This window comes from Pseudoxanthomonas sp. JC1303, from assembly GCF_058448525.1.
This window is the reverse complement of sequence record NZ_CP185958.1, coordinates 281,202-300,629: the sequence shown is the minus strand read 5'-3', so window position 1 is coordinate 300,629 and position 19,428 is coordinate 281,202. Positions and strand designations below refer to the sequence as shown.

Annotated in this window: 15 protein-coding genes; 13 read left to right on the top strand and 2 right to left on the bottom strand. The window is 65.7% G+C overall.

Annotated elements, in window-relative coordinates; all coding sequences use genetic code 11:
• The first annotated feature begins 65 nt into the window (after window positions 1-65).
• From ACORQU_RS01395 to ACORQU_RS01385, 3 genes are all read left to right on the top strand, one after another.
• Window positions 66-2,441, top strand: coding sequence for a beta-L-arabinofuranosidase domain-containing protein (locus ACORQU_RS01395; protein WP_491644903.1), 2,376 nt, complete (start codon window positions 66-68; stop codon window positions 2,439-2,441).
• 444 nt (window positions 2,442-2,885) lie between these two features.
• Complete coding sequence (locus tag ACORQU_RS01390; protein WP_491642910.1) at window positions 2,886-5,786, top strand: TonB-dependent receptor plug domain-containing protein; 2,901 nt, start codon at window positions 2,886-2,888, stop codon at window positions 5,784-5,786.
• A gap of 284 nt (window positions 5,787-6,070) precedes the next feature.
• The gene (locus ACORQU_RS01385) at window positions 6,071-6,340 is read left to right on the top strand and encodes a hypothetical protein (RefSeq protein ID WP_491642909.1); all 270 of its coding nucleotides are present in this window, start codon (window positions 6,071-6,073) and stop codon (window positions 6,338-6,340) included.
• Here the strand turns inward: ACORQU_RS01385 and htpG are convergent.
• Window positions 6,309-8,219 (bottom strand): molecular chaperone HtpG, encoded by a 1,911-nt coding sequence (gene htpG, locus ACORQU_RS01380; RefSeq protein ID WP_491642907.1) that lies wholly within the window; start codon window positions 8,217-8,219, stop codon window positions 6,309-6,311. The two genes, ACORQU_RS01385 and htpG, sit on opposite strands and share 32 nt — an antisense overlap.
• Before the next feature lie 328 nt (window positions 8,220-8,547).
• On the opposite strand from htpG, the gene rsmD reads away from it, so the two are divergent.
• The 5 genes from rsmD to ACORQU_RS01355 all read left to right on the top strand — a co-directional run bounded on the left by rsmD (window position 8,548) and on the right by ACORQU_RS01355 (window position 11,698).
• Entirely contained in the window at window positions 8,548-9,153 is a 606-nt protein-coding gene (rsmD, locus tag ACORQU_RS01375; RefSeq protein WP_491642905.1) for a 16S rRNA (guanine(966)-N(2))-methyltransferase RsmD, read from the top strand.
• 109 nt (window positions 9,154-9,262) lie between these two features.
• Complete coding sequence (gene coaD / locus ACORQU_RS01370; RefSeq protein WP_271645172.1) at window positions 9,263-9,763, top strand: pantetheine-phosphate adenylyltransferase; 501 nt, start codon at window positions 9,263-9,265, stop codon at window positions 9,761-9,763.
• 63 nt (window positions 9,764-9,826) lie between these two features.
• Entirely contained in the window at window positions 9,827-10,333 is a 507-nt protein-coding gene (locus tag ACORQU_RS01365) for a hypothetical protein (RefSeq protein ID WP_491642904.1), read from the top strand.
• A 150-nt stretch (window positions 10,334-10,483) separates the two neighbouring features.
• On the top strand, window positions 10,484-10,732 hold the full coding sequence (locus ACORQU_RS01360) for a YfhL family 4Fe-4S dicluster ferredoxin (protein WP_271645174.1): 249 nt from the start codon (window positions 10,484-10,486) through the stop codon (window positions 10,730-10,732).
• 72 nt (window positions 10,733-10,804) lie between these two features.
• Complete coding sequence (locus ACORQU_RS01355) at window positions 10,805-11,698, top strand: MBL fold metallo-hydrolase (RefSeq protein WP_491642902.1); 894 nt, start codon at window positions 10,805-10,807, stop codon at window positions 11,696-11,698.
• Between the two features lie 145 nt (window positions 11,699-11,843).
• Here the strand turns inward: ACORQU_RS01355 and upp are convergent, their stop codons facing one another.
• On the bottom strand, window positions 11,844-12,479 hold the full coding sequence (upp, locus tag ACORQU_RS01350) for a uracil phosphoribosyltransferase (protein ID WP_491642901.1): 636 nt from the start codon (window positions 12,477-12,479) through the stop codon (window positions 11,844-11,846).
• Window positions 12,480-12,702: 223 nt separating this feature from the next.
• On the opposite strand from upp, the gene ACORQU_RS01345 reads away from it, so the two are divergent.
• From ACORQU_RS01345 to ACORQU_RS01325, 5 genes are all read left to right on the top strand, one after another.
• Window positions 12,703-15,240 carry a TonB-dependent receptor gene (locus tag ACORQU_RS01345; protein ID WP_491642899.1) on the top strand — a complete coding sequence of 846 codons (2,538 nt, stop codon included), beginning with the start codon at window positions 12,703-12,705 and terminating at the stop codon, window positions 15,238-15,240.
• The gene (locus ACORQU_RS01340) at window positions 15,240-16,424 is read left to right on the top strand and encodes a phytase (RefSeq protein WP_491642898.1); all 1,185 of its coding nucleotides are present in this window, start codon (window positions 15,240-15,242) and stop codon (window positions 16,422-16,424) included. The genes ACORQU_RS01345 and ACORQU_RS01340 overlap by 1 nt, the downstream gene beginning before the upstream one ends.
• Entirely contained in the window at window positions 16,412-17,797 is a 1,386-nt protein-coding gene (locus ACORQU_RS01335) for a purple acid phosphatase family protein (RefSeq protein WP_491642897.1), read from the top strand. Before ACORQU_RS01340 ends, ACORQU_RS01335 begins: the two co-directional genes overlap by 13 nt.
• Before the next feature lie 191 nt (window positions 17,798-17,988).
• Window positions 17,989-18,537, top strand: coding sequence for an inorganic diphosphatase (locus ACORQU_RS01330; RefSeq protein WP_491644901.1), 549 nt, complete (start codon window positions 17,989-17,991; stop codon window positions 18,535-18,537).
• Between the two features lie 151 nt (window positions 18,538-18,688).
• The gene (locus tag ACORQU_RS01325; RefSeq protein WP_491644898.1) at window positions 18,689-19,396 is read left to right on the top strand and encodes a glycosyltransferase family 32 protein; all 708 of its coding nucleotides are present in this window, start codon (window positions 18,689-18,691) and stop codon (window positions 19,394-19,396) included.
• Window positions 19,397-19,428 lie beyond the last annotated feature (32 nt).

Sequence of the window (19,428 nt, the reverse complement as noted above, 5' to 3'; positions counted from 1 at the left end):
ATTGTCTCCTGCCCGCGTCAGGGTCGGCCGACATGAGCGACCAACCCAACCTCCCTCTGTCGGGGATGTCGATGGACGATGCGGTCCACACCGGGTTGACCGAGGTTTCGCGGCGCCGCTTCCTGCAATGGAGCGCGCTGGCGGTGGCCGCCGGCTTTCTGCGCTTCCCGCTCGATGCGTCGGCAGCGACGGCTGGCAAAGTCAGCGCGGTGCCGCTGCAGGACGTGAACCTCAAACCGTCGATGTTCCTGGACTCCCTGCAGACCAATCGTCGCTATCTGTTCGAACTGGAGCCGGACCGGCTGCTGCACAACTTCCTCCAGTACGCCGGCCTGCCGCCCAAGGGCGAGGTCTATGGCGGCTGGGAAGGCGACACCATCGCCGGCCACACCCTGGGCCACTACCTCAGTGCGCTGTCCAAGCTGTACGCGCAGACCGGTGATGAACAGGTCAGGCAGCGTGTCGACTACATCGTCAATGAGCTGGCGCGTGCGCAGGCGCAGGACAAGGATGGCTACGTCGGCGGGCTGACCCGCAAGACCGACGATGGCAACATCGTCGGCGGCAAGCACGTGTTTGAGGACATGCGTGGCGGCGCGGTCAAGGGTAGTGCGTTCAACATCAATGGCAGCTGGTCGCCGCTGTACACCGTGCACAAGCTGTTCGCCGGTCTGCTCGATGCCAACGCCCTGGCCGACAACGCCCAGGCACTGCAGGTGCTCACGCCCCTGGCTGGCTATTTTGCCGGCGTGTTCGACGCGCTCGATCACGTCCAGATGCAGAGCCTGCTCGATACCGAATTCGGCGGGCTCAACGAGTCCTACATCGAGCTGGGCGCGCGCACCCGCAAGCCGCGCTGGATCGCGGTGGGCAAGCGCCTGCGCCACGAGAAGATTATCGACCCGACCATCGCCGGCAAGGACGACCTACCGCATCACCACGCCAATACCCAGGTGCCCAAGTTCATCGGCGAGGCGCGCCAGTTCGAAGTGGCCGGCGATGCTGATTCGGCCGCTGCGGCGCGCTTCTTCTGGGAGACGGTGACCCAACACTACAGCTACGTCATCGGCGGCAATGCCGACCGCGAATACTTCCAGCAACCGGACACCATCGCCTCGTTCCTGACCGAGCAGACCTGCGAGCATTGCAACAGCTACAACATGCTCAAGCTGACCCGGCACCTGTACCAGTGGACCCCGCAGGCGCGCTATTTCGATTACTACGAACGCACCCTGCACAACCACACCATGGCCGCCCAGCATCCGGCCACCGGCATGTTCACCTACATGACGCCGATGATCAGCGGCGGTGGTCGCGAATACTCGAACAAGTTCGATTCGTTCTGGTGCTGCGTGGGCAGCGGCATGGAGGCGCATGCCCAGTTCGGTGACTCGATCTACTGGCAGGACGGGCAGTCGCTCTACGTCAATCTCTATATCCCGTCCAAGCTGGACTGGAAGGCAGGCGATCTTGCGCTGGAACTGGACAGCGGCGTGCCCGACAACGGCCGCGTGCGGTTGCAGGTCACCCGTGCAGGTGACAAGGCGCCGCGCCGACTGCTGCTGCGCATCCCGGCGTGGAGCCAAGGCCGGCACGTCCTGAAACTCAATGGCCGCAAGACCCGCGGCAAGGTCGCGGACGGCTATGTCGCGCTGGAGCGCGACTGGAAGGCGGGTGACCTGGTCGAGATCGCGTTCGATACGCCGCTGCGACTGGAGCATGCCGAAGGCGACCCGGAGACCGTGGTGGTGATGCGTGGCCCGCTGGCGCTGGCGGCCGATCTTGGCCCGGTCAGTGAACCCTATGACGCGCCAGATCCGGCACTGGTCGCCGATGCCTCGCCATTGTCGGGTTTCAGCGCATTGCCCGAGCCAGGCCGCTACCTGTCCAGCACCACGCGGCCGCAGGCGCTGGAATTCTCGCCGTTCTATGCCCAGTACGAGCGTCGCAGCGCGCTGTACTTCAAGCGCATGGATTCGCAGCAGTGGGCGCGGGAAGCGGCGCGTCGCGAGCACGAGCAGCAGGCGAGGGCAGCACTGATGGCCAGTGCAGTGGACATGATCCAGTTTGGCAACGAGGCTTCCGAGAACGCGCACAAGCTCAGCAGCGACACCTCGTTTGGCGGCGCCTACCGCCGCCAGGAATGCCGCGACGTGCGCGGCAAGGGCTTCGTCGAGTTCCAGATGCAGGGCGGCGAACAGCCGATGGCGTTGCGGCTGCGCTTCTGGGGCAGCGACAAGGGCCGCTTCAACATCCTCATCGACGGCCAGCTCGCGGTCGAAGTGCAGGTCGACCGCAGCCAGGTCATCGACTTCATCGATCGTGACTATCCGCTGCCGCAGGCGTTGACCCGCGGCAAGAAGCGGCTGACCTTCCGTTTCGAGCCGCAGCACGGCGACACCGCCGGTCCGCTCTTCGGCGGCTGGCTGATTCGGGTCTGATCGGGTCGCGTGTTGTCCTGCCTGACACACCCCCGCGGAGCTTCAACGACAATCCAGTGCATGCTTGTGCTGCCGCTGGCCCTGCCGCCTCAAGGCCGCGGCATTCGCTGATCCCGCAATCATGCAAATTTCCGCGCCCAACACTGGGATTTGCAACAAGACGTGACGGCGGCAAGCCGGCACATTGTGACCATCAGGTTAAAAGTTCACCGGGGATTGACGGTGGACTGCAACGCACAAGCGCCGACGCATCGAGGCGGATGAAGGCAGGTCGGTCACCGTCGGCCGGCCGTGTCCTCGTATCGCTGCAACACGACTGCGCCGGCGCGCTTTTCGATCTTCGCTGATGAGGGTTTATCTGCCGACCACTGGCCCATGCCGGTGCGTGGTTCGCTTTGCCTGACATTTCTCTTCGCTCGCCCCCACTGATCCAGGAGTTCGCACATGCCTTCACGCCCGTCCCATCCTCGGCCGCTGTACGGGGCTGTCCGATCTTCCGGTCGTCGCCTCCGACCGCTCGCGCTGGCCACCGCCTCGGCGCTGGCGGCTGCGTGGATGACGCCTGCCCTTGCGCAGGACACCAGCGGTGACCAGGCCCCCAAGACCCTGGACAGCGTGGTGGTCACCGGTTCGCGCCTGCGCCGGGTGGATACCGAAACCGCCAATCCGGTGGTGACGGTCTCGCGCGAGCAGATCACCGCCAGCGGCAAGGCCACGGTCGGCGACCTGCTGCAGTCACTGCCGTCCATTGCCGGCAACGCGACCAATCCCTACACCAACAACGGGGGCGGCACCGGCGCATCGACGGTTTCCCTGCGCGGCCTGGGCGACAAGCGCACCCTGGTGCTGGTCAACGGCACGCGCCTGGCCTACAACGACGTCAATGCGATCCCGGCCAGCATGATCGAGCGCATCGAAGTGCTCAGCGACGGTGCTTCGGCCGTCTATGGCTCCGATGCCATTGGCGGGGTGGTCAATTTCATCCTGCGCGAGCGCTATGAGGGCGTGCAGTTCTCCACCGACTTCGGCACCAGCGCCAAGAGTGACGGCAATCGGCGCAATTTCTCGCTGACCGCGGGCAAGGCGTGGGACCGCGGCAGCCTGGTTGGCGGCCTGTCTTATCACAACATCGATGCGGTCTCGGCCGCCGAGCGCGACTATTCCAAGGACGCCCTGTACCTAATCGATGGACAGCCGGTGAAGCAGGGCTCCTCGGCCACGCCGACCGGATCGGTCAACTTCAACGATGGCTCGGCGGCCTCCACGGCGCTGGCGTCCAGCAATGGCTGTTCGCGCGTCACGCTCAACGCTGGCGTCAGCGGCATGGCCAACGCCGGGGATTTCCATTGCTATAACGCAGCCAACGACTCGTACAATTACCAGCCCTACAACCTGTTGCAGACCCCGCAGAAGCGTACCAATGCCTTTCTGCTTGGCAGCCTGCGCCTGACCGACTCGGTCGAGGCCTACATCAACACATGGTTCAGCAAGACCGAGTCGTCCTCGGTGATCGCGCCGATCCCGATCTTCGCCAACGGCGACAACTTCCTGGTCTCGGCCGACAGCTACTACAACCCATTCGGCGTCAACTTCGGCACCGACCGCAGTACGGGCACCTCCTACAACGACCTCAACGTGCGCATCACCGGGTTGGGCAACCGGCGCTACCAGTACAACACCTACAACCTGCAGATCAATCCAGGCCTGCGCGGCAGCTTTGGCCAGTCATCCTGGCAATGGGATGCCAGCCTCAACTACGGACACGTCAAGCAGAAGTCGATCAATTACGGCTTCCTGGATTACGAGACGTTCAACCAGGCCGTGGGTCCTTCTTTCATGGACAGCGACGGCACGGTCAAGTGCGGTAGCGCGGGCAACGTCATCGCCGGCTGCACGCCGGTCAATATCTTCAACATCAACGATGCCTCCAGTCTGTCGGCGCTGCAGGACATGCTGGTCAATCCGGTGAACACCAGCGTTTATACGGTCAAGCAGTTCGAGGCCAATGCCAACGGCAACCTGTTCGATCTGCCGGCGGGCACCGTGAGCCTGGCTGCAGGCGTGTCCTATCGCAAGGAGTCCACCAGCACCCAGGCCGACCCGCTGTGGACCGGTGACGAGAACGGTTTGTGCGGGGTGATCGAATACTGCGCGTCGGTCCTCAGTGGCAGCTTCACCGTCAGGGAAGCCTATGCCGAGGCCTTGTTCCCCTTGCTCAAGGACCTGCCGTTCGTAAGCTCGCTGAACTTGAGCGTGGGCAGTCGTTTTTCCGATTACAGTTCGGTCGGAAGCAAGACCAACAGCAAGGTGTCGCTGGAATATCGTCCCGTGGAGGACTTGCTGCTGCGCGGTACGGTGTCCCAGGTGTTCCGCGCTCCCAACATCAGCGAGTTGTACGCCGGCGTGGCTGGCGACGCGGCCACCGCCAGCGATCCATGCAATGGCTACACCGGTGGCCATGATGCAGCCTGTGCCAATGTGCCGACCGATGGCAGCTACCAGCAGGCCGATGGCCAGGTATCGGGCAAGGCATCCGGAGCCGCCATCGCCGGCTATCAGCTCCAGCCTGAAACCGGCAAGTCCTATGACGTTGGCTTTGTCTATGACCCCCATTGGATCGAAGGCCTTTCACTGAGCGCGGACTGGTGGCGTATCAACCTGGAGGACACCATCACCCAGGTCTCGGCGCAGACGGTGCTCAATCAGTGTTATGCCAACGGTGGCAGTGCCTTCTGCTCGCTGATCCACCGGAACGGCAACGGCACCATCAATTACGTGGCCGAGCCCACGGTCAACCTCGGCAAGTTGTGGGCCAGTGGTATCGACTTCAACGTCGGGTATCGCCTGCCTGACACCGCCTGGGGACGGCTCACCACCAGCCTCAACGGCACCTACCTGACCCGCTATGACGTGCTCCCCGACACCACCGACCCCAGCACGGTGACCATTCACAACCTCGGCAAGTTCACCTACTCGTACGGCAACTTCCCGCGCTGGCGAGCCTTGGGCACGGTGGGTTGGAACCTGGGTGACTGGAGCGCCAACTGGCGTATCCGCTACGTGGGCAAGACCCAGATCGGCAGCAGCGACCTGGACCAGAGCCTGTCGGCCGATGCCGATCAGGCAGGCGTGGTTCGCAAGATCGGTGCAGTGGTCTACAACAACCTGCAGGTGGGCTACAACGTCAAGCCGTGGCACACCTGGTTCGAAGTGGGCGCGGACAACATCGGCAACAAGCAGCCGCCGCTATACTACGCCAACAATGTTGGCAATGCCAACACCGACGTGGCGACCTACGACTTGCTTGGCCGTTACTACTGGGCGCGTGCGACGGTGAGCTTCTGAGTGTGGTCTCCAGGGCACCTGCGTGGTGTCCTGGAGGCGATGCCAATGCCGCCTGTGTTGGGCGGTTGCATGAGGGTGTGGATCGCTGGCTGGGCGCAGGCGCTGTTGCTGCGCCCGGTATCAGCACGACCTGCAATGGCATCCGTTCTGAAGATCTCACTGGCTGGCGATCGTGCGGCCAAAGGCGCTGCACAACTCCCGAACCTGGCGCTCGGTGATGGGTTCCACCTGGCACGTGGGGGTCGAGGCGACCCTGCGCCTGGCAGGGGTGTCAGGTGTGGATCGTGACCAATCACAGTGAACAGGCGCGCAGCCTGGATCTGCCCACCGCGATGCGTGATCTTCTGGAAGACCATGCCCCTGCGCGCAAACACCTGGTGTCGCCGGCCTATGGTGTGGCCTTGCTGAGTCAGGCGGACCTGCGCGCCCAGCGCGTTGAAGCAGGGTTCCATGCGGATGTCGCGCACAAAAAAAGACCGGCGCGGAAGGCCGGTCTTTTCATTCAACGTGTGGGTGCAGTGATCAGCGTGCCAGGTCAAGCAGCAGCTTGTTGAGCCGACGCACGTAGCCGGCCGGGTCCTTGAGGCTGTCGCCGGCGGCCAGCGCGGCCTGGTCGAACAGCACCTTGGACAGGTCGGTGAACCGGTCCTCGTCGGCCTCGGCATCCAGGCGCTCGATCAGCGGGTGGCCGGGGTTGAACTCGAACACCGGCTTGCCCTCGGGCACCTTCTGTCCGCTGGCTTCCAGGATCTGGCGCATCTGCAGTCCCAGGTCGCCCTCGCCAATGGCCAGGATGGCTGGCGAATCGGTCAGGCGGTGGGACACGCGCACCTCAGAGACGTCCTCGCCCAGCGCGCCCTTGAGACGCTCGACCAGCTTCTGCTTGTCCTTGGCGATTTCTTCCTGGGCCTTCTTGTCCTCTTCGGACTCCAGCGCGCCCAGGTCCAGGTCGCCACGGGCGACATCGACGAAGGACTTGCCGTCGAACTCGGTCAGGTAGCTCATCAGCCATTCGTCGATGCGATCGGTCAGCAGCAGCACCTCGATGCCCTTCTTACGGAACACCTCCAGGTGAGGGCTGTCCTTGACCGCAGCGAAGCTCTCGCCGGTCAGGTAGTACAGCTTGTCCTGACCTTCGACCATGCGCGACACGTAGTCGGCCAGGGCCACGTCCTGGGCATCGGTGCCGGACTTGGTGGAGGCAAAGCGCAGCAGGCCGGCGATCTTCTCGCGGTTGGTGTAGTCCTCGGACGGGCCTTCCTTGAGGACCTGGCCGAACTCCTTCCAGAACTTCGCGTAGTCCTCCGGCTTGTCCTTGGCCAGCTTCTCCAGCATGTCCAGGGCGCGCTTGGTCAGCGCCGACTTCATCGAGTCGATCACCGGGCCTTTTTGCAGGATCTCGCGCGAGACGTTCAGCGGCAGATCCGAGGAATCCACCACGCCCTTGATGAAGCGCAGGTACAGCGGCAGGAACTGGTCGGCCTGGTCCATGATGTAGACGCGCTGCACGTAGAGCTTCAGGCCCTTGGCCGCGTCGCGGTGGTACAGGTCGAACGGCGCACGCGCCGGGGCATACAGTAGCGAGGTGTACTCCAGCTTGCCCTCGACCTTGTTGTGGCTCCAGGCCAGCGGATCGGTCTGGTCGTGGGCGACGTGCTTGTAGAACTCCTGGTACTCGGCGTCGCTCACCTCGGACTTGGGCCGGGTCCACAGCGCGCTGGCGCGGTTGACGGCCTCCCATTCCGGCGCGGCCGGGGCCTCGCCTTCGGCCGGGGCGGGCTGGTCCTTGAGCAGTTCCACCGGCAGGGCGATGTGGTCGGAGTACTTCTTGACGATGCCGCGCAGGCGCCAGCCATCGGCAAAGCCTTCCTCGCCTTCCTTCAGGTGCAGAACGATGGTGGTGCCGCGCTCGGGCTTGTCGACGGTGGCCACCTCGAAGTCGCCTTCGCCCCTGGACGACCAGTGCACGCCCTCGCTGGCGGGCAGGCCGGCGCGGCGGGTGTAGACGTCGACCTGGTCGGCGACGATGAAGGCCGAGTAGAAGCCCACGCCGAACTGGCCGATCAGGTGCGAGTCCTTCTTCTGGTCGCCGGAGAGATTCTTGAGGAAGTCGGCGGTGCCGGACTTGGCGATGGTGCCCAGGTGCGCGATGGCTTCCTCGCGGCTCATGCCGATGCCGTTGTCGTCGATGGTGACGGTCTTGGCTTCGGTGTCGTAGGTGATGCGGACGCGCAGGTCGCTGCCATCGCCTTCCAGCAGCGAGGCGTCGGTCAACGCCTCGAAGCGCAGCTTGTCGGCCGCATCGGCGGCGTTGGAGACCAGCTCGCGCAGGAAGATCTCCTTGTTGGAATACAGCGAGTGGATCATCAGCTGCAGCAGCTGCTTGACCTCGGTCTGGAAGCCCCGGGTTTCCTTCTGGGTCTCGGTGGTCATGGGTCGTCTTGCTCCGTGGGTGGGACAGGCCGGTGGCGGCCGATGGCTCCCGGGGTGTGGGCACATGCCCGGTTTTCAAGAGCGGCGGATGCGGCCGAAGCCCTGTAGCGCGGCGCTTGCTCCGCTGGAGCTTTTCCCGCGATCTGGTCGAAGGGCAGCGGGGCAGGCTCCGCTCTACAGAGGGAAATCTCGGGCGAGCCCAGCGGAGCGAGCTCCGCGCTACAGGTGCGGCAAGATCATCGGCGTGTCCAGCGGAGCAAGCTCCGCGCTACGGGGAATGCGGGCACCGGGATCGTTATCATCTGCGGCCGTCCCATCGATCCCGACCATGCCGCGTCTGCCGCCCCCGTCTCCGGCCCGTTCCGCCCGTTCCGCCCGTTCCGGCCATGGCCAGGTGCGCATCGTCGGCGGGCGCTGGCGCAACACGCGCCTGGCCGTGCCGGACGTGTCCGGCCTGCGCCCCAGTGGCGATCGGGTCCGCGAGACGCTTTTCAACTGGCTCACCGGGCAACTGGCCGGGATGCGGGTGCTGGATCTGTTTGCCGGGACCGGGGCGCTGGGGCTGGAGGCGGTCTCGCGCGGGGCTGCGGAGGCCGTCCTGGTCGAACGCGACACCGGGGCGGCGCGGCAGTTGGTCCAGGTCGTGGAGCGGCTCGGGGCCGCCGGGCAGGTCCAGGTGGTGCAGGGCGATGCGCTGGGCTGGCTGGCCCAGCAGCCCGAGGGCGGCTTCGACCTGGCGTTCGTCGACCCGCCGTTTGCCGCCGGGCTCTGGCAGCAGGTGCTCGACGACCTGCCGCGCGTCCTGGCGCCCCAGGCCTGGCTGTACGTGGAGTCGCCGCTGGACCAGGCACCGGCGCTGCCGTCGGGCTTCGTCCTGCATCGGGAGGGCCAGACCCGCGAGGTGCGCTATCGGCTGGCCCGCGCGCTCGGGTGAAGTCCGCTGCCCACCGCCGCGCCTGGTGTCTGTGCGTGCACCGGGGCTTGGACAGCTTCCGAGGCGGCGCTGTTACACTGAACGGCGAACTTTCCACGGTATTTTCTGAATGAGCGTGTCGCCCATCCGGACCGCGGTCTATCCGGGCACTTTCGACCCGATCACCAACGGTCACCTCGACCTGATCGACCGCGCCGCACCGTTGTTCGAGCGGCTGGTGATCGGTGTTGCCGCGAGCCAGAAGAAAGGCCCGGCGCTGCCGCTGGAGCAGCGCGTGGCGCTGGCCCAGTCGGCGGTGGCCCACTATCCCCACGTGGAAGTGCTGGGATTCGACAGCCTGCTGGCCGATTTCGTGCACAAAGTGGGCGGCCGGGTGCTGCTGCGCGGGCTGCGCGCGGTGTCCGATTTCGAGTACGAGTTCCAGATGGCCAGCATGAACCGGCATCTGATCCCGGACGTGGAAACGCTGTTCATGACCCCGGCCGAGCAGTTCGGCTTCATTTCCTCGACCCTGGTGCGCGAGATCGCGCGCCTGGGCGGCGACGTGTCCGGCTTCGTGCCGGCCTCGGTCGCCAAGGCGCTGCAGGATGCGCGTCGCGATGCGGCCTGACGGCCGACCCACCCAAGATTCCCCCGCCCCTAGACCGAAAGATTCCAACCGGAGGCTGTACCCATGAAGTCCACCAACCGCCTGCTCCTGGCCGCCTGCCTGGGCCTGTCCGTCGTGTCCCTGGCCGCCTGCGGCAAGAAGGACGCGGCGCCCGCGCAGGAAGCCGAGGCCGCACCGATGAGCGCGCCGTCGGGCACCGATGACGCCGCGTGGAAGAAGTACCTGCAGGACGTGGTGCCGCGCAACATGGGCAACATCAACAACCCGCCGATCATGTACTACCTCCCCGCCGAGACCGACTCGGACTTCCAGGGCAAATACGACCGCCTGGCCGAGCAGATCGACAACGCTGCCCAGCGTGGCGTGACCACCGGCAACATGGTGGCCTTCGGTTCGCCGGTCAGCGCCAAGATGGCCGACCTGATCGTGGCCGCCTTCGGCAAGGCCTCTCCGGGCTCGTTCAAGGGCGCACGCGTGCTGTTCGTGGGCGCCGCTGCCGACAACGACCGCGTCAAGGCGGCCGTGGAGCCGTCGGGCGCGGACTACGTGTTCGTCGACACCAAGCAGTAATCCTGTGCGAGACGGCGGCGCGCGCATGCGCTGCCGCTGCCAGGACCCCAGTCGCCGCGTGCGGCTGGGGTTCTTTGCTTCACCGCCTTGCATCGTCGCAGGGCTGCCCGCACCTTCCTTCGTGTTCCCGCGCAACGCTGCAGACGTGCCATGTCGCTGAAGATCAACAACCTGTGCGTCAACTGCGACGTCTGCGAGCCGGCCTGTCCCAACCAGGCCATCTCCATGGGCGAGGAGATCTATGTCATCGACCCGGCGCGCTGCACTGAGTGCGTCGGGCATTACGACGAGCCGCAGTGCGTGGTGGTCTGCCCGGTGGAGTGCATCGACCCGGATCCCGAATACCCGGAGAGCCAGGGCGATCTGTTGGCCAAGCTGGCGCGCCTGCAGGCCGGCTGATCGTCACCACGGCTTGGGCTGCAGCGCTCGCGCGCGCATCATGTGCAACTGGTCGCCGGGAGGGCACGTCTGATGAAACTCTGGTCCATCGTGGGCAATTCGCAGAAGCTCGATGGCGGGGCGATGTTCGGCAACGCGCCGCGCGCGCTGTGGGCGCGCTGGGTGCAGCCGGACACGCACAACCGTATCGACCTGGCCTGCCGCGCGCTGCTGGCGCAGGATCTGGGCGGCAAGACCGTGCTGTTCGAGACCGGCATCGGCGCCTTCTTCGAGCCGAAGCTGCGTGAGCGCTACGGCGTGGTCGAGGCCGAGCATGTGCTGCTCGACTCGCTCGCGCACGCGGGTGTCTCGCACGAGGACATCGACGTGGTGGTCCTGAGCCACCTGCACTTCGATCATGCGGGTGGGCTGTTGGCGCCGTGGTCGGAGGGGCAGGGGCCTCGACTGCTGTTTCCCAACGCGACCTTCGTGGTCGGCGCGGCGCACTGGCAGCGCGCCCGGCAGCCGCATCCGCGTGATCGCGCCAGCTTCATCCCCGAGCTGCCCGGCTTGCTGGAAGCCAGCGGACGGCTGGAGATCGTCGAAGGCGAGTATGCAAAGGCGCTGGGCGAGACGGTGCGCTTCCGCTACAGCGATGGCCACACACCAGGCCTGATGCTGGCCGAGATCGTGGGGCCCGAGCGCGATGCGCAGGGGCGGCCCCATGGCGGGGTGGCGTTCTGCGCCGACCTGATCCCGGGACGCTTCTGGGTGCATGTGCCGATCACGATGGGCTACGACCGCAATGCCGAACTGCTGATCGACGAGAAGCGCGCGTTCCTGGAAGACGCGCTGGCGCGCGACGTGCGCCTGTTCTTCACCCATGACACCGATTGCGCGCTGGCGCAGGTGACCCGCGACGAGCAGGGCCGGTTCGGCACCACCCACGAACTGGCGGAACTCAAGGCGCGGCCGCTGGCCGCGTAACACCTCTGCTCCCGTAGAGCGGAGCTTGCTCCGCTGGGCTTTCTCGCTGACCGAACAAAAAAGTAGCGGAGCGAGCTCCGCTCTACGCGGGCCTGTTTGGTTGGGAGGGCTGTAGCGGAGCGAGCTCCGCGCTACGCCGACCGGTTCAGCTCTCCACGCGCGTGCCGAAGATTCGGTCGCCCGCATCGCCCAGGCCGGGCAGGATGTAGCCCTTCTCGTTGAGATGGTCGTCGATCGCGGCGGTATACACCTCCACGTCTGGATGCGCGGCCTCCAGTGCCTTGAGGCCTTCCGGGGCGGCGACCAGGAAGATGCCCTTGATCCGCTGTGCGCCGGCGCGCTTGAGCATGTCGATGGTGGCGATCAGCGTGCCGCCGGTGGCCAGCATCGGGTCCAGGATCAGGGCGTCGCGTTCTTCCAGGCGGCCGGTGAGGCGCTCGAAGTAGGGCACCGGCTGCAGCGTTTCTTCATCGCGCTGCAAGCCGACCACGCTCACGCGCGCGGCCGGGATCAGGGCCAGCACGCCGGGCAGCATCCCCAGGCCCGCGCGCAGGATCGGCACCAGGGTGATCTTGGCCCCGGCGATCTTCTGCACCTCGACCGGGCCCGCCCAGCCCTGCAAGGTGTCCGGCTCGGTGTGCAGGTCCGCCGTGGCCTCGTACGCCAGCAGCGTGCCCAGCTCGGTGACCAGTTCGCGGAAGCCCTTGGTGCTCAGGTTCGCATCGCGGAGCAGGCCGATCTTGTGGCGGACCAGGGGATGGCGGACTTCGACGGTTTTCATGGCAGGGGTCTTCGAGGAGGGTGCGGGCAGTGTGCCGCAACCGGCGCGGGCTGAACCAGCCGGAAGATGACGTTGGCATGACGGATATGGCGTCTTCCAGCGCCGGTTTACGCAGAAAAGATGACGGTCTGAGCTGTGTGACCGCGAGTTGTCACTGGCATGAAACCTCTCGGACATACCGTGCGCCCTGACATTTTTCCGACCTGTCTGGGGACCCCACGCCGTGCCGAATCGCCATCGCCTTGCCATCGCCGTGTCCGTGACACTGGCCACGCTGATCGCCTCGCCAGCCTTTGCTGCCGATGCTCCCGCCGCCGCACCCAACGATGCGACCACGCTGGACAGGCTGGTGGTCCGCCCGCAGCTGGAAGCTCAGGTGCGCGCGATCGATCTGAAGCGCGATTCCAATGCGATCCTCGATGCAGTGGCCGCCGATGATGTGGGCGATTATCCTGACCAGAACGTGGCCGAGTCGCTGTCCCGCCTGCCGGGCATCAGCGTGACGCGCGATCAGGGCGAAGGCCGCTACGTCGTGGTGCGCGGTCTGGACGCGGCGCTCAACAGCGTGACCGTCGATGGCCTGCATCTGGGCACGGCCGAAAGCGACAACCGCGCCACGCCGCTGGACACGATCCCCTCCGAGTCGACCGAGCGACTGAAGGTGATCAAGTCGCCCACACCGGACATGCCCGGTGACTCCATCGGCGGCACCATCGAGGTCGAGTCCGCCTCGGCCTTCGACCGTGACGGGCGCAGCCTGCGCGCCAAGGTCGAGGCCAATCATCAGAATCTCAGCGGCAAGACCAGCCCGAAGGCTTCGTTCAACTACTCGGACCTGTTCGCCGACGACACCTTCGGTGTGGCGGTGGGAGTGAATTACCAGGACCGCGAGTTCCAGTCCGACAACACCGAAGGCGAGTACGACACCCTGGACAACGGCGACCTGTTCATGGTTCAGCAGCAGCGTCGCAAGTACTACGTCGATCGCAAGCGCATCGGCGCCAACCTCAACCTGGACTGGCATCCGGACGCGGACAGTAAGTATTACCTGCGCACGCTCTACAGCGACTACCAGGATGCCGAGACCCGGCAGAACACCGTCATCGACTTCGACGTGGACGACGTGGTCGCCAACGGCGACGGCACCTACAGCGCCCCGGTGGATGACCTGGGCAAGCGCGTGCGCTATCGCACCAAGAAGCAGAAGGCCTACGCGGCCAGCTTCGGGGGCGAGAACCGCCTGACCGATGCGGTGGTCGACTACCAGGTGGGCTACACCAAGACCGAGGAGCGCGTGCCCGACGAGATCGAAGCCCGCTTCAAGCTCGCCAAGAGCGTGCGCAACGATCTGGAGGCCAGCATCGACCAGACCGGCAGCCTGCCGCGGATCGACTTCTCCAATCCCGACTGGGAGTCCAACGACAACTACGCCTTCAACAAGTTCGTGCTGTCGCCGGGTGCCACGGACGACAAGGAGTTCAGCGCCAAGGTCAACGTGCGTTTCGATGGCGAGCACGGTCGCTACAAGATGGGCCTGCTCGGTCGCTTCCGCGACCGCGACGTGAACAAGGACGAGCCGGAGCTGTCCGAAGGCCCGGACATCGATCTGACCGACTGGACGGTGTCCGCGCCGGACCATCGCCACAACAGCCTGGGCCAGGCGCTCAGCTCCTCGGCGATGCGTGACTATTGGGCGCAGTACGGCGATCTCTACAGCGCCGACGACGGCGATGTGGCCAGCAATGCCGTGGCCGCCCTGGCCGAGGACTACACCTCGCGCGAGGACATCCTGGCGGCCTACGTGATGGGCACCTGGGACATCGGCGCACTGCGCGTGATCGCCGGCGTGCGCGCGGAAAACACCAGCTTCAGCGCGACCGGCAACCAGATCGACGTCGAGGACGAAGAGACCTTCAGCGTCAGCCAGCTCAAGGCCAGCAACAGCTACACCAACGTGTTGCCGGGGCTGCACCTGCGCTGGGATGGTGGTGATGGTTGGGCGCTGCGTATGGCGTTGAACAAGACCGTCTCGCGCCCGGGCTTCGGCCAGATCGCGCCGCACGCGACGATCAACAACGATGACATGGAAGTGGAGGTCGGCAACCCGAACCTGGATCCCTACGAGTCGACCAACCTGGACTTCTCCTTCGAAAAGTACCTGGGCGACAGTGGCATCGTCTCGCTGGGCCTGTTCGAGAAGTGGATCGATGGCTACATCGTCGACACGGTGCGCAACAACGATGCCGACTATGCCGGCTACGACGTGTCCATGGCCATCAACGGCGACAACGCGCGGGTGAAGGGCGCCGAGTTCAACTACCAGCAGTCGCTGAGCTTCCTGCCCGAGGGCTGGAACGGGCTGCTGGTCGGCGCCAGCGGCACCTGGCTGGACACCGATTTCGACCCCGGCCTGGAAGACCGCGCAGGAGAGGACTTCACGCTGCCGCGCGCCTCCAAGCATGTGTACAGCGGCTACCTGGGGTACGAGAAGTACGGCGTCTCGGCGCGGGTCTCGGCGGTGTATCGCAGTGAGTACCTGGACGAGTTGGGCAAGGGACGTGACTTCGATATCTATGTCGCGCCCAACACCCAGCTGGATTTCGGCCTGAGCTACCAGGTCACCGACAACGTGGAACTGTACTTCGATGCGTCCAACCTGTTGGACAAGCCGCTGGAGCGTTACCAGGGCGACCGCTCGCACACCCAGCAATACGAGGAATACGGCCGCACCTACGCGGTCGGCGTGAAGGTGAAGCTCTGATGGCGGCCGTGTCCCTGTTGCGCGGCCCGGCCGCGCTGGCCCTGGCGTGCGCGCTGCTCTCGGCCTGCCACCCGGCGCAGGACGCCGCGCCGGCCGCGCCGGCTGCTGCGACGCCCGCGCCGCCGGTGGCCGATGCCGCCGACCGTGAGCCCGACGAATCCACCGAGCATGATCCCCTGCTCAGCGAGGCCAACATCCCGCATGCGGTGGTGGACGAAGCGTTCGTCACCCCTTCCACGCCGGCGGACAACCTCGATTCGCCCGCCGCCTGGGAGGCCCCGGACGGCAAGCGTTGGGTGATCACCACCGCCAAGAAGACCGGTGAACTGGTGGTGTTCGATGGCGATACCGGTGAGCGCCTACGCACCGTTGGCGGCAAGGGGACAGCACCGGGCCAGCTGGACCGGCCCAATGGCATCGCGGTGGTGGGCGACCTGGCCCTGGTGGTCGAGCGCGACAACCATCGGGTGCAGGCCTTCTCATTGCCGGCGTTCAAATCGGTGGCGGTGTTTGGCGCCGCGGAGCTGAAGAAGCCTTACGGCCTGTGGGCGCACGAGAAGGACGGTGGCATCGAAGTCATCGTCAGTGACAACTACATGCTGGGCGCCGACGAGGAAACCGTCCCGCCACTGGCCAACCTGGGCCAGCGCTTCCGTCGCTACCAGCTGGCGCGCCAGGGCGATGCGTGGAAGGCGACGCTGACCCAGACCTTCGGCGACACCACCCAGGCCGGTGCGATCCGCGTGGCCGAGTCGGTGTTCGGTGATCCGGCCAACGACCGCCTGCTTCTGGCCGAGGAAGATGTGCCGGCAGGCACGCGCCTGCGTGAGTACAGGCTGTCCGACGGCACCTATGCGGACAAGGACATCGGCGCGGATCTGTACAAGGCCCAGGCCGAAGGCATCGCCCTGCTGGCCTGCCAGGATGGCAGCGGCTACTGGATCGGCACCGACCAGTTCAAGGATCGCAGCCTGTTCCACGTGTTCGACCGCAAGACCCTGGCGCCGGTCGGTGCGTTCTCCGGCAAGGTCACCGCCAACACCGACGGGGTGTGGATGGATGCCCGTGGGGATGCGCGCTTCCCGCAGGGCGTGCTGTACGCGCTGCACGACGACCAGGCCGTGGCGGCGTTCGACTGGCGCGACATCGCCAAGACGTTGAAGCTGAAAGCATGCGCGCCTTGATGGGGCGCATTCGCAGCGGCCTGCTGCTTGGGGTGTGCTGCGTCGCCTGGCTGGGCGGCGTCGCGGCGCAGGCGCAGGTCGAGCCCAACACCCAGGTGCCCCCGGGCAGCACGCATTACGCGGCCACCGGATTTCCGGACCGCATCGTCGCCTCGCCGGCGCAGGATGCCGCCACCGGCTTTGCCGTGGCCTGGCGCACCGATGCCCGTGTCTCGCAGCCGGCGCTGGAACTGGTGGTGGCCGGCGATTCGCCGGACCTGGGGCCGCCGCGGGTGTTCAAGGCCGACACGCGGGTCTTGCAGACCGAAAACGGCGTTGCGCATCACCATCGCGTCGACATCGATGGGCTCAAGCCAAACACACTGTATGCCTATCGCGTGCAGGGCCACGACACCTGGGGCAGCTGGAACCACTTCCGCACGGCGGCGCCCGCAGGGACTCCGCTGACGCTGCTGTATTTCGGCGACACCCAGAACAAGAACCTCAGCCTGGTCTCACGGGTCCTGCGCCAAGCCTGGCGCAGCACGCCCGATGCACGGTTGGCGCTGTTCGCCGGCGACCTGGTCAGTGGCAAGGATGGCGTGGACGACAGCGAGTGGGCCGAGTGGTTCGAGGCCGGGCGCTGGCTGCTGGAAGGCACGGCAGTCGCACCGGCCCCGGGCAACCATGAGTATCACGAGGAATTCGAGGACACCCCGCAGCAGCGGCGTGCGCTCGGCGGCCACTGGCCGGTGACGTTCGCGCTGCCGAGAAATGGTCCGACTGCCACCGCGCAGACCACCTACTGGTTCGACTACCAGGACGTGCGGATCGCGGTGATCGACGGGACCTCGGCACTGGACCTGGACACCGGCGCGGCGCAGGCGGCGTGGCTGGACCAGGTGCTGACCGGCAACCCGCACCCGTGGTCGATCGTCGTGATCCACCAGCCGTTCTATTCCCCGCGCGCAGCACGTGACAATGCGCTGCTGGTCGAGCAGGTGCTGCCGGTGATCCGCAGGCACAAGGTCGACCTGGTGCTGCAGGGCCATGACCATACCTACGGTCGTCGCGGCGACACCGACAACACGACCACACCGGTGTTCATCGTCTCGGTGGCCGGACCCAAGCAATACCGGCTGTCGGATGACGCACGCAAGACGATGAAGCCGGTGGGCGAGGACACCCAGCTCTACCAGGTCCTGAAGATTGATCCGCAGCACCTGTCCTACGAGTCGCGTACCGCCACCGGGCGGCTGTACGACGCGTTCGACGTGGTGCGCGAGGCCGATGGCAGCAAGCGTCTGGTTGAGCGGACCGACGGCCGCATCGCCCCGCGCGACTGTGCGCGGGGCGAGTCACCCAAGGGTCGCGAGGACCGCTGCTGGGAATGAGCCAGTTCCGCCAACACGGCTGACAGGTTTGGGGCGTCATCAGCCCTCCGCACCCAACGCCCCAAGCCCGGGTCGGTGACCCGGCGCCTGGCCCCATTCGTCCCGAGGAACCCACGATGCGCTTCAAACTTTTCTTCTGTACCGCCATGGTGCTCGTTGCCGTGCCCGCCCTGGCCCAGGGCCCGGAGTTCATGCGCAACCCGCTGCATGTGCCGCAGCCGAAGGCCGCGCCGGCCGAAGCGCGGGTCATGATCGAAATCCCGGCCGGCAGCTTCACCAAGTACGAGACGCGCGAGGATGGGCTGGTCTTCGTCGACCGTTTCCAGTCCATGCCGGTGGCCTATCCGGCCAACTACGGTTCCATGCCCAGCACGCTGGCCGGCGATGGCGATCCGCTGGATGCGCTGGTCTTGACGCGTGAGCCGCTGCATCCGGGCGTGCTGATCGACTTCCGCCCGATCGGCGTGCTGCGCATGATCGACAAGGGCGCGCACGACGAGAAGATCATCGGCGTGCCCACCGACAAGGTCGATCCCACCTACGCGGACATCCAGGACCTGAAGGACCTGCCGGAGCTCGAACGCCAGCGCATCGAGGCCTTCTTCCGCGTCTACAAGGACCTGCCTGCCGGTCGCAACACGGTGCAGCTCAATGGCTGGGGCGATGCGGCCGAGGCGCGCGCACTGATCGCCGAGGCGGTGAAACGTGGGCAAGGACGCGCGGCACGGGCCGGGGAATAAAAGCGGGCAAAAACCTGTTGAAGTCGAGATATTTTTTGTGATCTAGTTATCTGAGGGGCTGGATACGGAGATGCTGGCCCTTCTGGCACCGCCTGATCACGCCGCACTCGGCGTTGACGTTCTCCCCGCCAAGCGACATGGAAGCGTCCTTGTGATCCCTCAGATTTTCCATTTGACCGCACCGACCCTGCAACTGAGCTGGGAGGAACGCCAGATGCGTCGCCGGATGGAGCGCACGCTGGTGGACTGGGAGGGGCACCTGTGGGATGACGCCGCCAACGATGCATTGATCCGAGAGCACTTTCCGCAGTTCCATGAGCAGTACGCGAGGATTGCCTTCGGTGTGATGCAGGCCGATATCGCGCGCTGTGCGTACATGCACGCCTTCGGCGGCTTCTATTTCGACACGGACTACAAGCTGCTCAAGCCGATGGACGCGCACCTGATGTCCAAGGTGTGCGTCCTGCCGCTTGAAGAGGGCGCTGAAGGGACACAGGATTTCAAGATCGGCAACGCGGTGCTCGGCTCACAGGCAGGCCACCCTTTCTGGTCGGCGTTCATCGCGCACATCTTCCAGGCACATGCGCCTGAAGTGCTTGAAGATCATCGCCGGATTCCCTTGATCTCCGGCCCGCGAGGCATGACCTTGTTCTATCTCGCCAATCGAGATCGCTTTGGCGATGTCTATTTCCCACCGCGCAACGCCTTTCACCCGGACCGCACCTGGTTTGGGCTCGGCCAGCGTGCGGGCGAAGCCGCGTTTGGCTCCCATCTGTGCTGGGCTTCCTGGCGTGGCAAGAGCCCGCGGCGTGCGGTGACTAACTACCTGCGCCGCAAACTCACCGCCGCGCCGATTTGAGCGGGGAGGCACGAAAAAAAAGCCCGCTAACC

Bases quoted from the DNA above. Each gene is read 5' to 3' on its own strand.
- ACORQU_RS01395 (WP_491644903.1), top strand. From the start codon at position 66: ATGTCGATGGACGATGCGGTCCACACCGGGTTGACCGAGGTTTCGCGG.
- ACORQU_RS01390 (WP_491642910.1), top strand. From the start codon at position 2,886: ATGCCTTCACGCCCGTCCCATCCTCGGCCGCTGTACGGGGCTGTCCGA.
- htpG (WP_491642907.1), bottom strand. From the start codon at position 8,219: ATGACCACCGAGACCCAGAAGGAAACCCGGGGCTTCCAGACCGAGGTC.
- rsmD (WP_491642905.1), top strand. From the start codon at position 8,548: ATGCCGCGTCTGCCGCCCCCGTCTCCGGCCCGTTCCGCCCGTTCCGCC.
- coaD (WP_271645172.1), top strand. From the start codon at position 9,263: ATGAGCGTGTCGCCCATCCGGACCGCGGTCTATCCGGGCACTTTCGAC.
- ACORQU_RS01365 (WP_491642904.1), top strand. From the start codon at position 9,827: ATGAAGTCCACCAACCGCCTGCTCCTGGCCGCCTGCCTGGGCCTGTCC.
- ACORQU_RS01360 (WP_271645174.1), top strand. From the start codon at position 10,484: ATGTCGCTGAAGATCAACAACCTGTGCGTCAACTGCGACGTCTGCGAG.
- ACORQU_RS01355 (WP_491642902.1), top strand. From the start codon at position 10,805: ATGAAACTCTGGTCCATCGTGGGCAATTCGCAGAAGCTCGATGGCGGG.
- upp (WP_491642901.1), bottom strand. From the start codon at position 12,479: ATGAAAACCGTCGAAGTCCGCCATCCCCTGGTCCGCCACAAGATCGGC.
- ACORQU_RS01340 (WP_491642898.1), top strand. From the start codon at position 15,240: ATGGCGGCCGTGTCCCTGTTGCGCGGCCCGGCCGCGCTGGCCCTGGCG.
- ACORQU_RS01335 (WP_491642897.1), top strand. From the start codon at position 16,412: ATGCGCGCCTTGATGGGGCGCATTCGCAGCGGCCTGCTGCTTGGGGTG.
- ACORQU_RS01330 (WP_491644901.1), top strand. From the start codon at position 17,989: ATGCGCAACCCGCTGCATGTGCCGCAGCCGAAGGCCGCGCCGGCCGAA.